The sequence below is a fragment of the Flavobacterium sp. XN-5 genome, assembly GCF_008033395.2.
Classification (GTDB): Bacteria; Bacteroidota; Bacteroidia; order Flavobacteriales; family Flavobacteriaceae; genus Flavobacterium; species Flavobacterium hiemivividum.
In genome coordinates this window covers 140,989-161,511 of the sequence record NZ_VOGZ02000002.1, presented here as the reverse complement: position 1 = coordinate 161,511, position 20,523 = coordinate 140,989, and the positions used below count along the sequence as shown (strand labels likewise).

At 33.1% G+C, this 20,523-nt stretch carries 18 protein-coding genes; 15 read left to right on the top strand and 3 right to left on the bottom strand.

Going from position 1 to position 20,523, the window contains the following annotated elements:
- Positions 1-2: 2 nt before the first annotated feature.
- Both FQU23_RS05990 and FQU23_RS05985 read right to left on the bottom strand, forming a co-directional pair.
- The gene (locus FQU23_RS05990; RefSeq protein ID WP_132109556.1) at positions 3-704 is read right to left on the bottom strand and encodes a LytR/AlgR family response regulator transcription factor; all 702 of its coding nucleotides are present in this window, start codon (positions 702-704) and stop codon (positions 3-5) included.
- Positions 694-1,596 carry a sensor histidine kinase gene (locus tag FQU23_RS05985; protein ID WP_243699199.1) on the bottom strand — a complete coding sequence of 301 codons (903 nt, stop codon included), beginning with the start codon at positions 1,594-1,596 and terminating at the stop codon, positions 694-696. The genes FQU23_RS05990 and FQU23_RS05985 overlap by 11 nt, the downstream gene beginning before the upstream one ends.
- Before the next feature lie 489 nt (positions 1,597-2,085).
- Here FQU23_RS05985 and FQU23_RS05980 point away from each other — a divergent pair, with 489 nt between their 5' ends.
- From FQU23_RS05980 to FQU23_RS05960, 5 genes are all read left to right on the top strand, one after another.
- Positions 2,086-5,118, top strand: coding sequence for a SusC/RagA family TonB-linked outer membrane protein (locus FQU23_RS05980; RefSeq protein WP_147673060.1), 3,033 nt, complete (start codon positions 2,086-2,088; stop codon positions 5,116-5,118).
- Positions 5,119-5,128: 10 nt separating this feature from the next.
- Positions 5,129-6,694, top strand: a complete 1,566-nt coding sequence (locus FQU23_RS05975) for a RagB/SusD family nutrient uptake outer membrane protein (RefSeq protein WP_147673059.1) — start codon at positions 5,129-5,131, stop codon at positions 6,692-6,694.
- Positions 6,695-6,795: 101 nt separating this feature from the next.
- The gene (gene nagB / locus FQU23_RS05970) at positions 6,796-8,733 is read left to right on the top strand and encodes a glucosamine-6-phosphate deaminase (protein ID WP_147673058.1); all 1,938 of its coding nucleotides are present in this window, start codon (positions 6,796-6,798) and stop codon (positions 8,731-8,733) included.
- Between the two features lie 30 nt (positions 8,734-8,763).
- Complete coding sequence (locus FQU23_RS05965) at positions 8,764-10,830, top strand: beta-N-acetylhexosaminidase (protein WP_147673057.1); 2,067 nt, start codon at positions 8,764-8,766, stop codon at positions 10,828-10,830.
- A gap of 230 nt (positions 10,831-11,060) precedes the next feature.
- A complete protein-coding gene (locus FQU23_RS05960) occupies positions 11,061-12,680 on the top strand; it encodes an ABC-F family ATP-binding cassette domain-containing protein (RefSeq protein ID WP_132109562.1) in 1,620 nt (539 codons plus the stop codon).
- Between the two features lie 72 nt (positions 12,681-12,752).
- Here the strand turns inward: FQU23_RS05960 and FQU23_RS05955 are convergent, their stop codons facing one another.
- Complete coding sequence (locus FQU23_RS05955; protein ID WP_165425734.1) at positions 12,753-12,926, bottom strand: hypothetical protein; 174 nt, start codon at positions 12,924-12,926, stop codon at positions 12,753-12,755.
- 209 nt (positions 12,927-13,135) lie between these two features.
- Here FQU23_RS05955 and pyrR point away from each other — a divergent pair, with 209 nt between their 5' ends.
- From pyrR to FQU23_RS05905, 10 genes are all read left to right on the top strand, one after another.
- The gene (gene pyrR / locus FQU23_RS05950; protein ID WP_147673056.1) at positions 13,136-13,675 is read left to right on the top strand and encodes a bifunctional pyr operon transcriptional regulator/uracil phosphoribosyltransferase PyrR; all 540 of its coding nucleotides are present in this window, start codon (positions 13,136-13,138) and stop codon (positions 13,673-13,675) included.
- Between the two features lie 60 nt (positions 13,676-13,735).
- A complete protein-coding gene (locus FQU23_RS05945; protein ID WP_147673055.1) occupies positions 13,736-14,662 on the top strand; it encodes an aspartate carbamoyltransferase catalytic subunit in 927 nt (308 codons plus the stop codon).
- A gap of 52 nt (positions 14,663-14,714) precedes the next feature.
- Positions 14,715-15,047 carry a ribonuclease Z gene (locus tag FQU23_RS05940; protein WP_147673054.1) on the top strand — a complete coding sequence of 111 codons (333 nt, stop codon included), beginning with the start codon at positions 14,715-14,717 and terminating at the stop codon, positions 15,045-15,047.
- A gap of 40 nt (positions 15,048-15,087) precedes the next feature.
- On the top strand, positions 15,088-15,993 hold the full coding sequence (locus FQU23_RS05935) for a ribonuclease Z (protein WP_147673053.1): 906 nt from the start codon (positions 15,088-15,090) through the stop codon (positions 15,991-15,993).
- A gap of 92 nt (positions 15,994-16,085) precedes the next feature.
- Entirely contained in the window at positions 16,086-16,730 is a 645-nt protein-coding gene (pdxH, locus tag FQU23_RS05930) for a pyridoxamine 5'-phosphate oxidase (RefSeq protein WP_147673052.1), read from the top strand.
- Positions 16,731-16,904: 174 nt separating this feature from the next.
- A complete protein-coding gene (locus FQU23_RS05925) occupies positions 16,905-17,447 on the top strand; it encodes a CAP domain-containing protein (RefSeq protein WP_165425733.1) in 543 nt (180 codons plus the stop codon).
- Between the two features lie 385 nt (positions 17,448-17,832).
- Entirely contained in the window at positions 17,833-18,336 is a 504-nt protein-coding gene (locus tag FQU23_RS05920; RefSeq protein WP_132109569.1) for a CAP domain-containing protein, read from the top strand.
- 288 nt (positions 18,337-18,624) lie between these two features.
- Positions 18,625-19,173 (top strand): DUF1697 domain-containing protein, encoded by a 549-nt coding sequence (locus FQU23_RS05915; RefSeq protein WP_147673051.1) that lies wholly within the window; start codon positions 18,625-18,627, stop codon positions 19,171-19,173.
- A 369-nt stretch (positions 19,174-19,542) separates the two neighbouring features.
- Positions 19,543-20,001 (top strand): SRPBCC domain-containing protein, encoded by a 459-nt coding sequence (locus FQU23_RS05910; protein WP_147673050.1) that lies wholly within the window; start codon positions 19,543-19,545, stop codon positions 19,999-20,001.
- Positions 19,989-20,465, top strand: coding sequence for a VOC family protein (locus tag FQU23_RS05905; RefSeq protein ID WP_147673049.1), 477 nt, complete (start codon positions 19,989-19,991; stop codon positions 20,463-20,465). Before FQU23_RS05910 ends, FQU23_RS05905 begins: the two co-directional genes overlap by 13 nt.
- The last annotated feature ends 58 nt before the right edge of the window (positions 20,466-20,523 follow it).

Below are 20,523 nucleotides of genomic sequence, written 5' to 3'. Positions count from 1 at the left end.
TTCTAATCCAAAATTCTAATTTTTACATCTTTGCTATAATTTCTTCCTATGGGAAGTGTATAAGAATGTACTTGTATTCTATTTCCTTCTATAGATTTTACTTTGTTTACAGCTATAATATAGGATTTATGGATGCGAGTAAATTGATCCTCAGGCAACTCTTCGGATAAAGCGGTTAAAGATTTATGGGTAATGTAAGTTTTATCAGTAGTAACTACTTTTATATATTCTTTCATCCCTTCGATAAATAAGATTTCATCAATGATTATTTTCACCATTTTCTTGTCAACTTTGATAAAAATATGAGAATCAACCTTTAGCGTATCAGCTTTTAAATTGTTTTTTAAATTAAAATCAGCTTCGATTTTGTGAATACACTTAATAAAACGAGGAAGCGGTATGGGTTTAACTAAATAATCTAAAACATCAAGCTCGTAACTCTCGGCAGCAAATTCTCTAAAAGCGGTCGTAATCACAATTTTAGTTTTGTTTTCAATCAATCTGATTAGTTCAAAACCAGTCATTAAAGGCATGTGTATGTCTAAAAAGACGACATCGATAGCGTTGCTGTTTAGAAAATCTAACGCCTCTATTGGATTATGAAAAGTCCCGATGATTTCAAAATCAGAAAAATTAGTAAAATAATTCTGCAGTATTTTTGTTGCTAAGGGCTCATCATCAATCAAAATACATTTAATCTTCATTTTGGATGGGTATTTGCAGTCGAATGATATAATAATTGAATTTTATTGTTTTTTCTAAAGTGAAATTATTTTGAAAAATCAATTTCAACCTTTTTTTGGTGTTGGATAAACCAATCCCTTTTTTTGTTTTAGTATTTTGTGAAAGTACAAAATTATTTAGTATTTCAAATTGCAGCTTGGTTTTATCGATTACTTTGCAATTAATCTTAATTCTGAGGTTGTTATTGCAAGGTCCGCCGTGCTTAAACGCGTTTTCAATCAATGTTATGACGAGCAAAGGTGGAATTTTTATGTCCTCAATGTTTGATTCGATATTTACCGCTACTTCCACATGCTCAAAACGAAGTTTTTCGATTTCGATATAATTCTGGATATAATCAATCTCTTTCGTTAAGTCCACCATTTGGGTTCCCTTAATATCATACAAAACATATTCCATCAATCGTGAAAGTTTTAAGATTACATCAGGGACTTTTTTAGAGGATTCTAAAGATAAAGCATAGAGATTATTGAGCGTGTTGAAAAAAAAGTGTGGTTGTATTTGAGTCTTCAGATATTTGAGTTTCATCTTAGACTGATTTTGCTTCATAATCGTATTTCGATCTCTTTCTTTTAGCCAATTCATAGTAGAGAAGACAGAAGAAGCAATAGATAGTACATAAATTTCGCCAATGGTTACTGCAACAATATGGTTAATATCAAAGGGACGATATACTTTGTTGGCTTCAGGCCAAATATTTTCTGAAATCATATAATAGGTCAATCCAGTTTTGGCCATATAAATAACAGCTAAACTGGCTAGTAGCGCTAAGGTATATTTATAGTATTCGAATTTTACAATGTAACGAGGAATGAGCACAATTAGATTAAAGTACACAAAAGGTATGTGCAAGGAAAACTCAATTAGGTTGGATTTAAAAGAGTATGGATAATTATCAAAGTAAGAACCCCAACGCAAAAAGTTGATTAAAAAAAAGATAACCCAAAACCAAATATGATTTCGGAACTCCGTATTAAATTTTATTTTTCTAATGGGCTTCAATTGAAAATAAATTAGAGGTTAAATCATTGCTTTTCAAAACTATTAACAGGATTAATTTGCAACTTTAAGGAATTTGCAACCAAAAATCGAATTTTAATCCAATAAAATCCAAAATAAAATGAATTTAACATATTAACTGCTTAACAACTACAGTTCGTTAAAGAAATGATGTCGTTTGTTGAATATTAGTAATTTTTTCTATCAGAATGCTTTAGTAAAATACACTTTGTTTACTAAAGGATGTGGTTAATGCCGATTTTCATGTTGTTAGTATAATTTATTTTTTTAAGAATGTTTTAACAGATAGATTTACACTATAACTAACAAAAATCAATAAAAATGAAACAAATTATTTCAATCTTTATGATTCTTTTCACTGTACAAGTTTCACTTGCGCAAATGAAAACTGTCAAAGGTTCGGTTACAGATGGAAATGGCGCTCCTATACCAGGAGTTAATATTATCGTTCAAGGTGAAAGCACGTCTGCAAGTACTGACTTTGATGGTAATTTCTCTGTTCAAGTTGCAAAAGGTAAAACCTTAACTTTTTCTTATTTAGGTTTAGAGACAAAAAATGTTGTGGTGGGTGAATCTAGCACAATCAATGTCAGAATGAATGAGGCAGCTACAAATTCTTTAAATGAAGTTGTGGTTACTTCATTAGGAATCACTAAAGCGAAAAAAACATTAACTTATTCAGCTCAGGAATTAAAAGGGGAGGAATTAGTACGAGTGAAAGATGCTAACATTATCAATACAGTTGCGGGTAAAATAGCTGGTGTAGCGATTACTAAAAGTTCCTCAGGTTCAGGAGGTTCAACTAAGGTGATAATTAGAGGTAATTCTTCGTTTACAAATAACCAACCATTATATGTAATTGATGGTATTCCATTGTCAAATGGAGGTTCTGTTCAACCTAATGGAACTTTTGGAGATTTAGCTGGAGGTAATAGAGATGGAGGAGATGTTGTTTCCTTAATTAATCCTGATGATTATGAGGGTATGACTGTGCTTAAAGGAGCGGCTGCTTCTGTATTATATGGTAGTCAAGGTGCAAATGGTGTCATATTACTAAGTTCTAAAAAAGTAAAAGCAGGTGTAGAAACATTCAATGTAAACTCAGTTACTACATTTGATTCTGTAGCTTATTTACCTGAATTTCAATCTGATTATACTTCAAATGCAGGAGATGCCAAAAGCTGGGGAGCAAAACAAAAAGTAGAAGGAGATATCAAAGATTTTTTTAATACTGGAACTACTCAAATTACTTCTATGTCTTTTTCGAAGGCTACTGAAGGGGCTTCTACTAGTTTAACCTATGCAAATACAGATGCGTCTGGAGTAATACCAGGAAATCATTTGAAGAAAAATAATTTTGGAATACGTCAAACGTCAAAGTTTTTTGATGATCGATTGAATGTAGCGGTAACTGGTAATTATGTTTCTCAAAAGATTAACAACAGGCCTGTAAACGGTTTATACTTTAATCCAGTGAGTGGTGTTTATTCTCATCCTAGAGCATTTAGCCTAAATGATTTGAAGAACTATGAAGTTTTTGATGTTACTAAAAACTGGAATGCTCAAAATTATCCTGGATTTGCGGCAGTTAATGAAAATAATGAAAATCCATATTGGCAAATTAACAGACAAAAATCTTTTGATACTAATAATTTCTTTAATGGAGCTATTGCTTTAGATTACAAAGTTACCGATTGGTTTCGTTTAACTTCAAGATATAGTTATAACAGAAGTGAAAGTAATTTTGAAAAAGAAATGTACGCTACATCAGCTACTTCTTTAGTACATCCTAAAGGAAGATACATTAATTCTAACTCTATCGCAAGTCAAAATTATGCAGATATAATAGGTTTAATAAATACTAATTTCTCAGAAGATTTTTCTTTTAGTGGAACTGTTGGAGCAAGTATTAATAATGGCAAGAGTACAGGACTTACTTTAGATTCTGGAATTGGTGGCGGATTGAAAAATGCTAATATTTTTACTTTAGGAAATTTTGCAAATAATAATGGGAATTATCAAACTGCGTATCAAAGAGAAGTACAATCTGTATTTGCAGCAACTACATTGGGTTACAAAGATTATTTATTCCTAGATGCTGCCGCAAGAAATGATTGGTCATCGACTTTAGTAAACACAGATAATCCAAGTTTCTTTTATCCTTCTTTAGGTGTAACAGCGATTATAAGCGAAATGACTACAATGCCAGATTTTATCAATTTTGGAAAAGTACGTGCTACTTATGCACAAGTTGGTAATGACATTGCCGCTTTTATTACAAGCCCTACCTATTCAATAATTGCAGGTCAACCAGTTAATCCTCCTGTAGGTCCAAGACCAGGAACTACTTTGAAACCAGAATTGAAATCAGAGTATGAATTAGGTACAGAATGGAGAATGTTTAATAATAGATTAGGTTTTGAAGTTTCATACTATGATTCGAAAACTAAAAATCAATATATGCAAGTTCCTGCTGAATCTACAAATGAAAATGGATACCTAAACTATGCAATAAACGCTGGGAGTATTTCTAACAAAGGATTTGAGGTGGTTTTATTTGCTGATCTTATTAAAGGCGATAAATTTAACTGGGAATCTAGAATCAACTATTCTCAAAATAGGAGTAAAGTGAATGATATTCCTGCCCAAAATCTAGAAGGAAGAATCGTGCTGACTGATCCAGGATCGAATAATTATAGATATTCATTAATAGAAGGAAGACCTTTTGGTATAATTGAAGGTAAAAACATTCAAAAAGATGATCAAGGAAGATTGTTAGTTGGTGATAATGGGAAGTTGTCTGTTAATGCTGATTGGGAAGAAGTTGGAAATGCTAATCCAGATTTCATGTTAGGTTTTTCTAACACATTCAAATTTGGAGCTTTTACAGCAAACATTCTGATTGACGGTCGTTTTGGTGGTGAAGTTTTAAGTTTAACGGAAGCTATCAATGATTTTAACGGAGTTTCTAAAGCTAGTGGTGATGCCAGAAATGCGGGTGGTGTAAAAATTAATGGTGCTAAAGCAGATGGAACGGCTGTAACTACAATGGATGCTTTTGATTACTACGATAAAACCGCAGGAAGAAACGGTGCAACTGGTGAATATGTTTATGATGCAACTAATATTAATGTAAGAGAGGTTTCTATTGGATATACTTTCAGTAAAACTAAATTACCATTTATGCAAACAGCAAGTATCTCTTTAATCGCAAGAAACTTATTCTTTATTTATAAAGATGCTCCATTCGATCCTAATATTGCATTGAGCACAGGTGAAGGCTTGCAAGGTGTGGATGTTTTCGGTTTACCGTCAACAAGAAGTATTGGTATTAATTTAAATTTAACTTTTTAATCTTACAATCATGACAATAAATAAAATAAAAAGAACAGCATTATGCCTTTCTTTACTTACGGCTTTTAGTTGTACAGATAATTTTGAGGAGATAAATACAAATCCAGAAGGAGCAACCACAGAGCAATTAGATCAAGACTATAATAGTATCAAATCTCTATTTAAACCAGCTTTTAATCATTTGTATATTTGCGAAACTACATGGCAATACCAAATTCAGCAAAGTTTACAAGCTGATGGGTGGTCAGGTTATATGACTACTCCAGTTCCTTTTGGACCACAAAACAATCATGATTATGTTTTGAATGGAGGATGGAACAGTTATGCCTGGGACGATGCTTACGTTAATATTATCTCGTATTTATACAAGGCAGAACAACGTTCAAAAGATAAATTTAATCAATTTTACGCTTGGTCACTAATATTGAAAGTTGCTACTATGCAAAGAATTACGGATATGTACGGACCAGCTGTTTACTCTAAATTTGGTAAAGGTGTTGCTACTTACGATTCGCAAAAAGACATCTATAATCAAATGTTTAAGGATCTAGATTTTGCTGTTGCCGAGCTAACAAAAAGAAATGCTGCGGGCGAAAAAACAGCATTTGATGAAACTGATTTGTCATTGTATGAGGGGAAATATGCAAACTGGACTAAGTATGCTAATTCCTTGCGACTAAGAATGGCCATGCGTATTTCTAAAGTTGACCCTGCCTTAGCAAAAACGGAAGCAGAAAAAGCGATCAGTCATTCATTAGGAGTTTTTACAAATAATGGTGATGCGTTAAAAATTAAATCTCCTACTGATCTTAACGTAATTGATGTTATGAGTCATAGTTGGGTAGGTTTATTTATGGGCGCTGATATGGAATCTATATTAGGAGGTTATCAAGACCCAAGAATAGCTAAATATTGGAATACTTCAAAAATCACTCCTGGAGAGTATAAAGGTGTAAGAACCGGAATTGTATATCCTTCTGGAAGTACTTATTCTAAATTCTCTCAAACAGGTCCTAGAACTAAAACTGGGGAAATTACTTGGATGTCTACTGCAGAAGTTTATTTCCTTAGAGCCGAAGGTGCTTTAAGAGGATGGAATATGGGGGGAACTGCACAAAGTTTATATGAAGCAGGTATAAAAGCGTCATTTGAACAAAATGGTGCGGAAGGGGCTGACGCTTATATTACAGATAATACCAAGCTACCTAAAGATTACGTAGACCCACTTAATCCTGCAAATAACGCACAAGCAATTAGTAAGATTACTGTTGCTTGGGGAATTGATAAGGAAAAGAATTTAGAGAAAATTATTACTCAAAAATGGATCGCTACTTATCCTGATGGTCAAGAAGCGTGGTCTGAATTTAGAAGAACAGGATATCCAAAATTATTCAGAATATCTAATAACCAAAGTAATGGCCTTATTAGCACGGAGCTTGGAGTGAGAAGACTAGCTTTCTCCAATTCAGAAGTTAGTAATAATAAAGAAGGAGTAGCTTCAGGAGTTGCAGCGCTAGGAGGGCTTGATAATGGAGCAACTAGACTTTGGTGGGATACCACTGGGCCTAATTTTTAAATAACAAATTAAGTTAATAAGTTAAAATGGTATAGGTATGTAAATTACTTATACCATTTTTAAAAACCACTTCTTTATAAAGTCGTATTAAACAATATAAAATGAAAATTTCTTTAGAAATTAAACCGGATATAAGTTATAAGAGTGCTGGAAAATTTGAAGACACCAGATTTGAAAAAATTCACAATGAGATTTTCAAAAGTTCAAGTGAAGCGTCTTTAATTATAGCCCAAGAAATAGCTCAATTAATAAGAGATAAGCAAGAACAAAACCAAGCTTGTGTTCTAGGTCTGGCAACTGGTTCTTCGCCTATAAAAGTGTACGAGGAATTAGTACGCATGCACAAAGAAGAAGGACTTAGTTTTAAGAATGTGATTACATTCAACTTGGATGAGTACTATCCAATGACCAAAGAAAACAGCAAGAGTTACCACTACTTCATGCATCAGCATCTTTTTAATCATATTGATATTAAACCTGAAAACATCAATATTCCTGATGGGACTGTGGTTATAGAAGAGTTGAATCAGTACTGTATTGATTATGAAATGAATATTAGAAATTCAGGTGGCTTGGACTTTCAATTATTAGGAATAGGACGTACAGGTCATGTTGGCTTCAACGAGCCAGGTTCTCATATTAATTCAGGAACTAGGATCATTACCTTAGATTATATTACTAAAGTTGATGCATCATCAGATTTTAATGGAGTTGATAATGTTCCTAAAAGAGCGATCACCATGGGAGTTTCTAGTATTATGCGATCTAAAAGAATTGTATTGATGGCTTGGGGACAAAACAAAGCAGATATTATAAAAAGAACGATTCAGGGAGATATTAGTTCTGAGGTTCCTGCTACATTCTTGCAAAATCATACTAATACTACTTTTGTTGTGGATCAATCTGCGGCTTCAGAATTGACTCGATTCAAAACACCCTGGTTAGTAGGGGAATGTTTTTGGACACAGGAATTGAAGAGTAAAGCAATTGTTTGGCTTTGCCAAAAAACAAATCGAGCCATTCTCAAATTAACAGACAGAGATTACAACAATAATGGGATGTCAGATCTTCTAGCGCAAGAAGGTTCTGCCTATGATTTGAATATTAATATGTTTAATGTTTTACAACACACTATAACAGGATGGCCAGGAGGAAAGCCTAATACCGACGATTCTCATAGACCTGAAAGGGCGTTTCCTGCAAAAAAACGTGTAGTTCTTTTTAGTCCTCATCCAGATGATGATGTGATTTCAATGGGCGGAACTTTTTCGAAATTAATAAAGCAAGGACATGATGTACATGTCGTTTATCAAACATCAGGGAACATAGCAGTTACTGATGACGAAGCTTTAAAATTTGCCGAGGTGGCCAATGATTTTGTTGGAAATGATGCTAGCAAAATTAATTTCCGTGCTGTTGTAGATTTTTTAAATACTAAATCAGAGAATCAATCAGATTCTTTAGAAGTTAGAAAATTAAAAGCTTTAATACGTCGTCGTGAATCCTATGCCGCAACAAGATATATAGGTTTAAAAGATGAGAACACCCATTTTCTTGACATGCCATTTTATGAAACCGGTCAGATAAAGAAAAAACCCATAAGCGCAGTAGATATAAGTATTGTAGCGGATATCATCGAAAAAATAAAACCCCATCAAGTTTTTGCGGCTGGTGATTTAGCTGATCCCCATGGAACTCATGAAGTTTGTTTGAATGCCGTTTTTGCAGCTATGAAACAATTAAAACATAAATCTTACATGGATGATTGCTGGTTATGGTTGTACCGGGGCGCTTGGCATGAATGGGATTTACATGAAATTGATATGGCAGTACCATTGAGTCCAGATGAAGTTTTATTGAAAAAACACGCGATTTTATATCATCAATCCCAAAAAGACAGAGTGATGTTTCAAGGAAATGATTCTAGAGAATTTTGGGTTCGAGCTGAGGATCGAAATAGAAACACAGCAAAACTGTATGACGATTTAGGCTTGTCAGAGTACGAAGCGATAGAGGCTTTTAAGCGTTTTGATTATTAAAAACAACATTTTAAATTTAGTTACTACTATATGAAATACTCCTTAATCTTACTATTTGTAGCTTTTATATCAAATGCCCAAATAAAAAAAGAGCAATTAGATTTGATGCCTTGGCCTCAAAATATAAATTTGACTGATGGTACTTTTGCATTAAGCAAAAATTTTAAAGTAAATATTACTGGAGATCCAAATTCGAGAATTTATGTAGGAACTACAAATTTTCTACGACGATTAGATGGAAGAACCGGGCTGTTTCTCGCGCAAGGCTTTATAACTCAACTGAACGAATTTCCAGAGGCCGAGTTGCAAATTAATTGCTCTAAAAAAGGAAAGATTGATCTCTATGAAGATGAAAGTTACCATTTAGACATTCAACCCAATAAAATTACGATTAATGCCACAACCGATATTGGTGCCCTGCATGCATTAGAAACTTTATTGCAGTTATTGCAAAATAACAGCAGTTCTTATTTTTTTCCAACAACTTCGATAACAGATTTGCCGAGGTTTACTTGGAGAGGTTTAATGATCGATGTAGCAAGGCATTTCCAGCCAGTCGACGTAATCAAACGAAATCTAGATGCCATGGCGGCTGTCAAAATGAATGTTTTTCATTGGCATTTAACTGACGATCAAGGTTGGAGAATTCAAATAAAGAAACATCCTAGATTAACTGCATTGGCTTCGGATGGTTCTTTCTATACTCAAGAAGAAATTAAAAGTATTGTAAAATATGCTGATGAAAGAGGGATTCTTGTTGTTCCAGAAATTGACGTTCCTGGGCATGCTTCTGCTATATTAACTGCCTATCCAGAATTGGGGAGCAAAATAATTCCTTTGACAAACGGAAATTCAGAGAAGAATATGCAAGCAATGGCTTTGTCAACTTACGGAATCGAAAGAAATGCAGGTATTTTTAATCCAACTTTAGATCCCACGAATCCAAAAACCTATCAATTACTAAGTGAAATTTTTGATGAGGTTTGTCCATTATTTCCGGGTGCCTATTTCCATATTGGCGGCGATGAAAATGAAGGAAAGGATTGGGATTCAAACCCACGAATTCAGGAATTTAAAAAGAAAAATAAGCTAGTTACTAATCATGATCTTCAAACCTATTTTACGATGAAATTAGTTCCGATGTTGAAAAAATACGGAAAACAATTGATGGGATGGGAAGAGATTATGACAAAAGACATGTCTAAAACGGCTATTATACATTCTTGGAAAGGACCAAATGAAGGCGTTCCCGTTGGGCAATCAGTTGCAAATGCTGCAAAAAATGGTTATAAAACCGTTTTGTCAAATGGATATTATATTGATTTGATGCAAAGTGTAAATGACCATTATTTGAATGATCCAATTCCCAAAGGAAGCAATCTAACAGCTGATGAAAAATCCAGAATATTAGGAGGAGAAGCAACCATGTGGACCGAACTCGTAACTCCTCTAACGCTTGATTCCAGAATTTGGCCAAGGACTGCAGCCATTGCTGAGCGATTATGGTCTAACCAAGAGGTAGTGGATGTAAATAGTATGCATAAAAGGATGAAAACAGTATCGTTTCGACTCGAAGAACTTGGAATTACACACATTCGAAACAAACATGTAATTTTAAGAAATATTAGTAATAATCAGGAAACAAAAGCTTTAGAAGATTTTTCGAATGTATGCGAACCACTGAAAATCTATAAGCGTAATGCTGGCGGAACTGAATATCAGATGTACTCTCCTTTGACATTATTTGCTGATGCCTGTACAGCCGATGCTTCGGATGCATTAGATTTTGATAGCGCGGTAAATAAATACTTAGAAAATAAAAATACGGAGAATCAAAAATTGGTTACTGATTTCTTTAGAAAATGGATTGAGATGGATGCAAATTTAATTGCATTAAGTGCTAATGCACCACTTGTACAGCCGCTGTTGCCTTTATCTAAAAGTCTAAGCGATTTGTCACAGCAGCTTTTATTGGTGATTGAGAAGAAACAAGTTACTAATACTGCTTCTATTAAAGATCTTTTAGAAAAATGCAATTCTAAAGAAAATGCCGATGTAGAATTGGCGGTTTATAATAGTTTAAAAAAGTTAATGTAAAAAAAAATCGAAAAAGAGGAACTGAATTAGCCTTTTTTAGAACAATCTTTTCTTTATTTGGTTAAATGGTTTTGTATAAAGAAATGATGTGGAACCTGGTAATTTATTGCCAGGTTTTTTTTAGTTTATTGAAACAATAACAAATTCGATTTAAAAACACAGAAGAATATTGCGTTAAATAAATGATTATTTTTTCGTACTTTTGCGGAAATTTTTATAAAAAGATATACATGCTAACAATTAATAATTTATCAGTTCAGTTTGGCAAACGAATTTTGTTTGACGAAGTAAATACCACCTTTACACACGGTAATATTTATGGAGTTATCGGTGCTAATGGAGCTGGGAAATCTACATTTCTTAAAATAATTTCAGGCGAAATGGATCCTACATCAGGTCATGTCCATTTAGAGCCAGGGAAACGTATGTCGGTTTTAAGTCAAAACCACAATATGTTTGATGAACATACTGTATTGGAAACCGTAATTATGGGGAACAAGACTTTATATGCTATCAAAAAAGAAATGGACGAGCTCTATTTAGATTATAATGATAAAAATGCAGATAGAATAGGTGAATTGCAAGTGCAATTTGAAGAAATGAGTGGTTGGAATGCTGATTCTGATGCCGCTGCAATGTTATCAAATCTTGGAATTGGAGAAGAGCACCATTTTACATTAATGGGAGATCTAGAGGGAAAAATTAAAGTTCGTGTCCTTTTGGCACAAGCTTTATTTGGAAATCCAGATTTACTGATAATGGATGAGCCTACCAATGATTTGGATTTTGAGACTATTGCTTGGTTAGAAAATTTCTTGGCAAACTATGAAAACACAGTAATTGTAGTATCGCATGACCGTCACTTTTTGGACTCTGTTTGTACTCATATTTCTGATATTGATTATAGTAAAATAAACCATTACTCAGGAAATTATACTTTCTGGTATGAGTCAAGCCAGTTAGCGGCAAAGCAACGTGCACAACAAAACAAAAAAGCAGAGGAAAAGAAACAAGAATTAGAAGAATTTATTCGTCGTTTTTCTGCGAATGTAGCCAAGTCTAAACAAGCTACTTCCCGTAAGAAAATGATTAGTAAGTTAAATATATCTGAGATAAAACCTTCAAGTCGTCGTTATCCAGCAATTATTTTTGACCAAGAGCGTGAAGCCGGAGATCAAATTTTGAATATCCAGAATCTAAGCGCATCTATTGATGGTGAAGTTTTGTTTAAGGGTGTTGATTTAAATATGGCCAAGGGAGATAAAATTGTTTTATTTTCTAAAGATTCGCGTGCCACAACTGCTTTTTACGAAATTTTGAACGGGAACCAAAAAGCGGATTCAGGTTCTTATGATTGGGGAGTAACGACGAATCAAGCTTATTTGCCGGTAGAAAATCATTCTTTTTTCGAAAATGATTTGTCACTTGTAGACTGGTTGCGTCAATGGGTAAAAACAGAAGAGGAACGTGACGAAGTAAATATTCGTAGCTTCCTAGGGAAAATGATTTTCTCAGGAGAAGAAGCATTAAAAACATGTAGAGTGTTATCAGGAGGAGAAAAAGTACGTTGTATGATGTCTCGAATGATGATGGAAAGAGCTAACATATTGATGATTGATGAGCCTACAAATCACTTGGATCTAGAGTCAATTCAAGCGTTTAACAATTCATTGAAAAACTTTAAAGGGTCTGTAATTTTTACAACTCATGATCATGAATTTGCTCAAACTGTGGGGAATAGAGTAGTTGAATTGACACCAAATGGAGCAATTGACAGCTATATGACTTTCGATGAATATTTAGATGATGAAAAAGTTCAAGAATTAAGAACTAAGATGTACGCTAAGTAATAGCGATATAAAACTATATTTGAAACTCCTGCGACATAGTGTTGCAGGAGTTTTTTTTATACCTTGATTAGGCTATTTCTTGCCAAATAATTTACTCACAACAAAGAGGATAATCGCGATGACAGCGATGACTATAAAAATACCCACACCCATTCCAGCTTTAAAAATCCCTTCAATTACAGAACATCCTGTAAGCGATACTACTACTGTTAAAAGCAGTAAAACTCTAATTATTTTATTTTGCATAATTTCTAGTATTTAGTTTTAAGTTTAATTTTTTTTGGTTTGATAAAATTAACTAGATATGTTAAATTTAAGTTTACATAATTACGTATTTATGTTATACAATTATTGTAATTGTAATTTTGTTAAAATGAATTTTTAATCTCGAATTTTAATTATTAAATCCTAAATTGGAATTCGTATATTTGCAAAACCAAACACAACACATTACTATGACTCAAAAAGTATTGCTCAATTCCAAAGAAGTCAATATCATTCTGCATCGTTTGGCTTGTCAGCTAATTGAAAAACACCTCGACTTTAAAGATACAATTCTAATAGGGATTCAGCCTAGAGGAACTTTTCTTGCGGAGCGACTTAAAAAAATTTTGGAAAAGGAATATAATACGCCTGAAATAAAATTAGGCCTCTTGGATATTACGTTCTTTAGAGATGATTTTCGAAGAACCGAAAAACCATTAGAAGCAAATGAAACTAAAATTAATTTTATTGTCGAAAACAAGAAAGTAATCTTTATTGATGATGTATTGTTTACAGGCCGTAGCATTCGATCTGCCTTAACTGCGATTCAATCCTTTGGCAGACCTTCAGAAATTGAGTTACTTGTTTTAATTGACAGGCGTTTTAGTCGTAATTTACCTATTCAGCCTGATTTTAGAGGGAGACAAGTTGACGCCATAAATAATGAAAAGGTAAAGGTGGAGTGGAGTGAAAATAATGGTGAGGACGCAGTGTATTTAGTGACTAATTAGAAGACTTGATTTAAGTTGGGAAGAATCTAATTTTATAAAAATAAAAATAATCGTAAAAAAATGAAAGAATTAAGCGTAGATCATTTATTAGGGATAAAATATATTAACAAGAGTGATATTGACCTTATTTTTGAAACAGCCGATCATTTTAAAGAAGTCATTAATCGTCCCATAAAGAAAGTGCCTTCGCTACGAGATATTACAATTGCCAATATATTTTTCGAAAATAGTACCAGAACAAAACTTTCTTTTGAACTGGCACAAAAAAGATTATCTGCAGATGTGATTAGTTTTTCGGCAGCACAATCTTCTGTGAAAAAGGGAGAAACACTAATCGATACCGTAAATAATATTCTTTCAATGAAAGTTGATATGGTGGTCATGCGTCATGCTAATCCTGGAGCAGCTTACTTTTTGTCTAAAAATGTTAAAGCAAGTATTATAAATGCAGGTGATGGAGCCCATGAACATCCTACGCAAGGACTTTTAGACAGTTATTCGATACGAGAAAAACTAGGTGAAGTAGGAGGTAAGAAAGTGGTAATTGTAGGTGATGTATTGCATTCCAGAGTTGCGTTATCTAATATCTATGCTTTGCAAATGCAAGGTGCCGAAGTTAAAGTTTGCGGGCCAAAAACGCTAATCCCAAAATACATAGAATCACTTGGAGTAACCGTAGAGCCAAATTTGCGTAAAGCGTTAGAATGGTGTGATGTTGCTAATATGTTGCGCGTGCAAAATGAACGTATGGATGTGAATTATTTTCCTTCAACTAGAGAATATGCACAACAATATGGAGTCGATAAAGCCTTACTAGATTCTCTAAGTAAGGAAATTGTAATCATGCATCCAGGACCTATAAATAGAGGTGTGGAGATTACATCTGAAGTGGCGGATTCTAATCAATCTGTTATTTTAAACCAGGTAGAAAATGGGGTAGCAATTAGGATGGCAGTCATCTATCTTTTGGCTTCAAAAATTCAGTAATAAAAATAAAGGTAGTATCTTAGCTATATAAAAATTTTGAAATCCCATTACAATGAAAGTAGATCAAAAAGGCCACACAATTACAATTAAAGATACTCAAGGGGATTTCACTTCTTTTTTGATGAAAGTTACGCATCAATATAAAACCTTTGAAAATCATAATATTACAATAGATCTTTTACATCATAAAGACTTGACTGTCGATGAAGTAAAATTGTTCTTACCTCTTTCTAAAGAGCATAAAAAAGCAAAAAAATCATTTATAGTTGTCGTTTCAGATTTAGATTTTAATGCTGTTCCGGATAAACTAACTGTGGTTCCTTCTTTACTGGAAGCTAATGATATTATCGAAATGGAAGAAATTGAAAGAGATTTAGGTTTTTAAAAATCATTTATTCTATTGTCTTTAATCGAAAAGTATCATTTTGAAACTAACAATACTGGGCTGTTATGCAGCTACTCCGCGTACATTTACAAATCCGACATCTCAAATTTTAGAAATTAAGAACAGATTATTTCTAATTGATTGCGGAGAAGGTACACAAGTACAATTGCGTAAAAACAAAATCAGATTTTCTAAAATTAATCATATTTTTATTTCGCATTTGCATGGCGATCACTTTTTTGGCCTGATAGGTCTAGTGTCCACTTTTACATTGCTGAATCGAACTACAGATTTACATATTCACGGACCAAAAGGAATCAAAGAAATTATAAAGTTGCAGCTGCGATTGACCAATTCCTGGACGAATTATAATTTACATTTTCATGAATTAGAATCGAATGAAAGCGAGATTGTTTTTGAAGATGATAAAGTGGTTGTAAAAACAATACCGCTGAAACATCGTATTTATACCAACGGTTTTTTATTCGAAGAAAAGATCGATAAAAGAAAATTGAATACGGACGCTGTTCAGAATTATGAAATTGACAAATGTTATTATCAAAATATTAAAAACGGTAAAGATATCACCTTAGACGATGGAAGGGTAATTGAAAATGCACAATTAACATTCGATCCAAAGCCACCAATGCGCTACGCATTTTGTTCTGACACTAAATATAATGAGAATATAATTCCAATAATAGAAGGAGTAGATGTCTTGTATCATGAGTCAACTTTTTTAGAGTCAGAAGAAACTCTGGCAGGGAAAACGATGCATTCCACGGCAAAGGAAGCTGCGACAATTGCTTTGAAAGCAAATGTAAAACAATTGGTTTTAGGGCATTATTCTACGCGTTATGAAAATATTAGCCTTTTTAAAGAGGAAGCAGAAACTATTTTCCAAGAAGTGCTGTTAGCAGATGATGGACGAAGTTTTGACTTTTAGACTCAGTCGGCACGATAGAACAAATAAAAGGAATAGCCTTATTTTTAGAAACTGATAGTTTAATAATAGGATCATCTTAAAAACACATAGAAATGCAAGATTTAAGCAATTATAGAAAATCGTATGAAAAGAGTGAGTTATTAGAATCTAACATTCCAGAAGATCCTATCAACCTTTTCAACAGGTGGTTTCACGAAACAGAAGATTTTGGAGGAAATGAAGAAGTAAATGCGATGACTGTATCGACAGTTGGTCTCGACGGATTTCCAAAAGCTAGAGTTGTATTATTAAAAAAATTCACAGAAGAGGGCTTTATATTTTATACCAATTATAATTCAGAGAAAGGCAAGGCGATTGAAGCAAACCCCAATATATGTCTTTCTTTTTTTTGGCATAGTATGGAGCGCCAAGTTATTATAAAAGGAATTGCTCAAAAGACGTCAGAAGTAATCTCAGATAATTATTTTGACTCAAGACCTGAAGGAAGCAAGTTGGGAGCCCTAGTTTCTAATCAAAGTGAAGTAATTCCATCTCGCACTTATCTTGAGGAAAATCTAAAGCAATTAGAAGAAGATTTTGATAGCATCGTGATTCCAAGACCTCAACACTGGGGTGGTTATTTAGTTGTTCCAGTTGAAGTTGAGTTTTGGCAAGGAAGGGCTAATCGATTACATGACAGAATTAGATATAAAAGCGTAGAAGATTTTTCTTGGAAAATTGAAAGACTATCTCCTTGATATGTAGGAAAAACGTAAAGAGTAGTGTTAAATTAATGTATTTCGTCGATTTTAATTGACTGTTTGTCGGTAAAAAAAGTAGTTTTGAATTTAGAAAACAACTAATATTCAAAATAATAATAAATGAAGTAGCGGATGCTAACAAGTTTATTATCTATCTACTACAATTTTTTTATGAGATCAAAATCACTTTTAGTATTAGGCTTTATTTCGGCTATGATTACTATGAATTCTTGTTCAACAGATTCTTACGAAACACCAGAATCTATAGCATTGGACAAACAATCTCCTACTACTTCACAAACATCTACGGCAGCTGTAGACTTGTATAATTATTCTTATTCTACTTCTGAAAATCAACTTGTGGATATAATTAATGCGCACAGAGTTAGTATTGGTTTATTTGCATTAGTTAAAGCGAATTATATTTCCTTAAAGGCGGAAGAGCATAGTAATTATATGATTAGTACAAGTATACTAAGTCACAATAACTTTACAGTACGTGCCGAAGATATAATGAAAACTCTAGGCGCTCAATCAGTAGGCGAAAATGTTGCATATAATTCTAGTACAGCACAAGCTGCTTTTGATGCTTGGATGGCAAGTCCAGGACATAAAGCGAATATTGAAGGCGCTTATACAAGTTTTGGTGTCTCAATTAGAGTCGATTCAGCAACGGGGAGAAAATACTACACCAATATTTTTGCAAAGATGTAAATCATAATTTTATTTTTAAAAATACCGTCTCTTTAAAAATAGGCGGCATTTTTTTTATCCTTATCCATGAAACATTTTTATTTAAGTATAGATATTTCAATAATATTTTTTTGAATCTTTAATAGCCACTTATTTAGAAGGTTAAAAAACCAATTATACGATTGAAATTTAGATGTTCAAAATTATATTCTTTAATAAGCTAATTTAGTATTGCTCTTAAAAAGTAAGAAAAATAATAGTTATTTTTAATAATGATGTAGTTCGTCGATTTTTTTTGTTTGTTTAACGGAATTCTATGTATGTTTGAGCAGAATTAGAACACAATTAAGATACAAAATTAAAGAAGTTTGCCCCACAATCTACTTTAAACTTAAACTACTGAATTATGAAAAAAATTTTACTTCCTACAGTACTATTATTAGCGGTAATATTCACTTTGAACTCCTGTTCTTCTGATTCTTCTGAAGTTACGCCGGTAGAAGCTCAAACTCAAGTAGTAGTAAATTATACCTATTCTCCAATTGAGTTAGAAACCTTAGCACTAATAAATGATTATAGAGTAAGTGTTGGTCTTAATGCCTTAGAGAAAATAAATTACATCTCTGCGAAATCAGAAGTGCATGATAATTATATGATCACTAATAATGTGGTTAATCACGATGGTTTTGTAGACCGTTCTGATAAAATTATAAAAAATCTTGGAGCAAAAACAGTGGGTGAAAATATAGCATACAATTACAATACGCCTGAAGCTGCAGTAGCTGCATGGTTAAAAAGCCCAGGTCACAAAGAAAATATAGTTGGAAATTATACTCATTTCGGAATTTCTATCAGAGAAAATTCGGTAACTGGTAAAAAATATTACACTAACATTTTTGCAAAAATATAAGTAGATTATTTTTTTAATGAGGCTGTTATTCCCAAATCGCAGCCTCTTTTTTTACTTCAATAATTTTTTTCAAATTAGAGGCTGCTGTCCCCAATCGCAGTCTCTTTTTTTTTGTTCGTTTCCCGAGTTATAGTATCACTTTAAGTAATTTTATCTAATGACTTATAATTGAAGTTTTTCTATAATAATTAGTCATATAGAATCGAAAAGTATTGCAATTTTAAAATAGAATAAATTGGCAAAGTGACTTCAACACAATATCTTTGGAGTAATCAAAATAAAGATAAAATGACAACCCATCTCGCACTGCTTCGTGGTATAAACGTTTCTGGTCACAACATGATTAAAATGGATGCGCTAAAAACAACTTTGGAAAACATTGGTTTCACAAAAGTGCAGACCTACATTCAATCAGGGAATGTTTTTGTGACTACTGAGGAAGAAAGTGCTCTCAAAGTGGGTTTTATCATCAAACAGGAACTTTTTAAAGTTTTTGGCGGCGATGTACCAGTGATCGTTATTAATGCGGCTGACTTACAAGCTTGCTTCACTAATAATCCCTTTTTGAAAGAAAAAGAAGTAGACATTAAGAAATTATATGTTGCTTTTGTTTCGAAAGAACTTCGGTCTGAAAACATCAATGATTTGAAAATTAGCCAATTTAAACCCGACGAAGCTTATTTAGATGGCAATCGAATTTTTATTAAATACGCCGTTGGAGCTGGAAAAACGAGACTTGATCAAAAATATATTGAGAAAAAACTAAATCTTACAGCAACCATTAGAAACTGGAATACCGTGACACATTTGTTAAAGATGTATGAAGAAATGGTTTAATTTGATTGAGATTGAAACCTTTTGAATTAGTAGATTATCGAATTGTTTTTCTTAAAATTCTACATTAATAGTATCCAAAACTCCGAATCATTTGATTTCGGAGTTTTTTTATGTTGGCTATAAGCCAATAAAAAATGCATTGTCAATTGATTTCTTATGATAGTATTCAGAGGAGTATTGGATTTTTTGTTTTAATTTTATAGATGTATCGCGTTAAAATTATTTCTGTAACTAGCTTATATATAAATTATTGAATGCGATTTGTTAAATAATTAGTAGTTAACTACAAGTATATGGAATGACACTAGAGGGAGGTTTAAAATTCTATTTCCTCGAAAAAAGATTTGAAAATATATAAAAAATAGTAAGATGGAAGCAGATGCGAGAACGATTATTTCAGTTGAAACTATAATTAACGCACCCGTAGAAACGGTATGGAAAAACTGGATCACGCCCGAGAATATTGTTGTGTGGAATGTAGCTTCAAAGGATTGGCATACGCCCTACGCAGAGAATGATTTCCGAATGGATGGTAAATTTCGCTATAGGATGGAAGCCAAAGACGGTAGTGCGGGTTTTGATTTTGTTGGAAAGTACGAGGAATTAAAAATATACGAGCAAATTACATACACTACAGACGACGGAAGAAAAGTAAAAATTATTTTCACATCTGCAGACAATCAAACCAAAGTAATGGAATTATTTGAAGCAGAAACTGAAAACTCTATCGAATTACAAAGAGAAGGTTGGCAAGCTATTTTGGATAATTTTAAAAATTATGTCGAAATCCGATTGGAACAAATAAGTGCATCAAAATGGAAAATTTAAAAATAACACCCTGTTTATGGTTTGATAACCAGGCTGAAGAAGCGGCTCGATTTTATGTATCTATTTTCAAGAATTCAAAAATAGGTAGCATTAGTCGCTATACTAAAGAAGGATATGAGATACATGGCGGCGAAGCAGGATCAGTTCTAGCAGTAACATTTCAAATAAATGGACAAGCTTTCACAGCTATGAATGGAGGTCCAATTTTTAAATTTACAGAAGCAGTTTCCTTTCAGATCTTTTGCGAAACGCAAGAAGAAATAGATGATTATTGGCAAAGACTAACTGAAGATGGAGAAGAAGGGCAATGCGGATGGCTAAAAGACAAGTATGGACTTTCGTGGCAAGTTGTGCCAAAAATTCTTCCAGAATTAATGCTCGATACTAACAAGGCAGAAAGGGTTATGAAATCCTTATTGAAAATGACAAAATTAGAAATTCATAAATTACTTGAAGTACAGTAGCGATTTAGTAGCCTATGCAAAAAGTTATCTCCAAATTCTCTAGGTCTTCGGAGTTTTT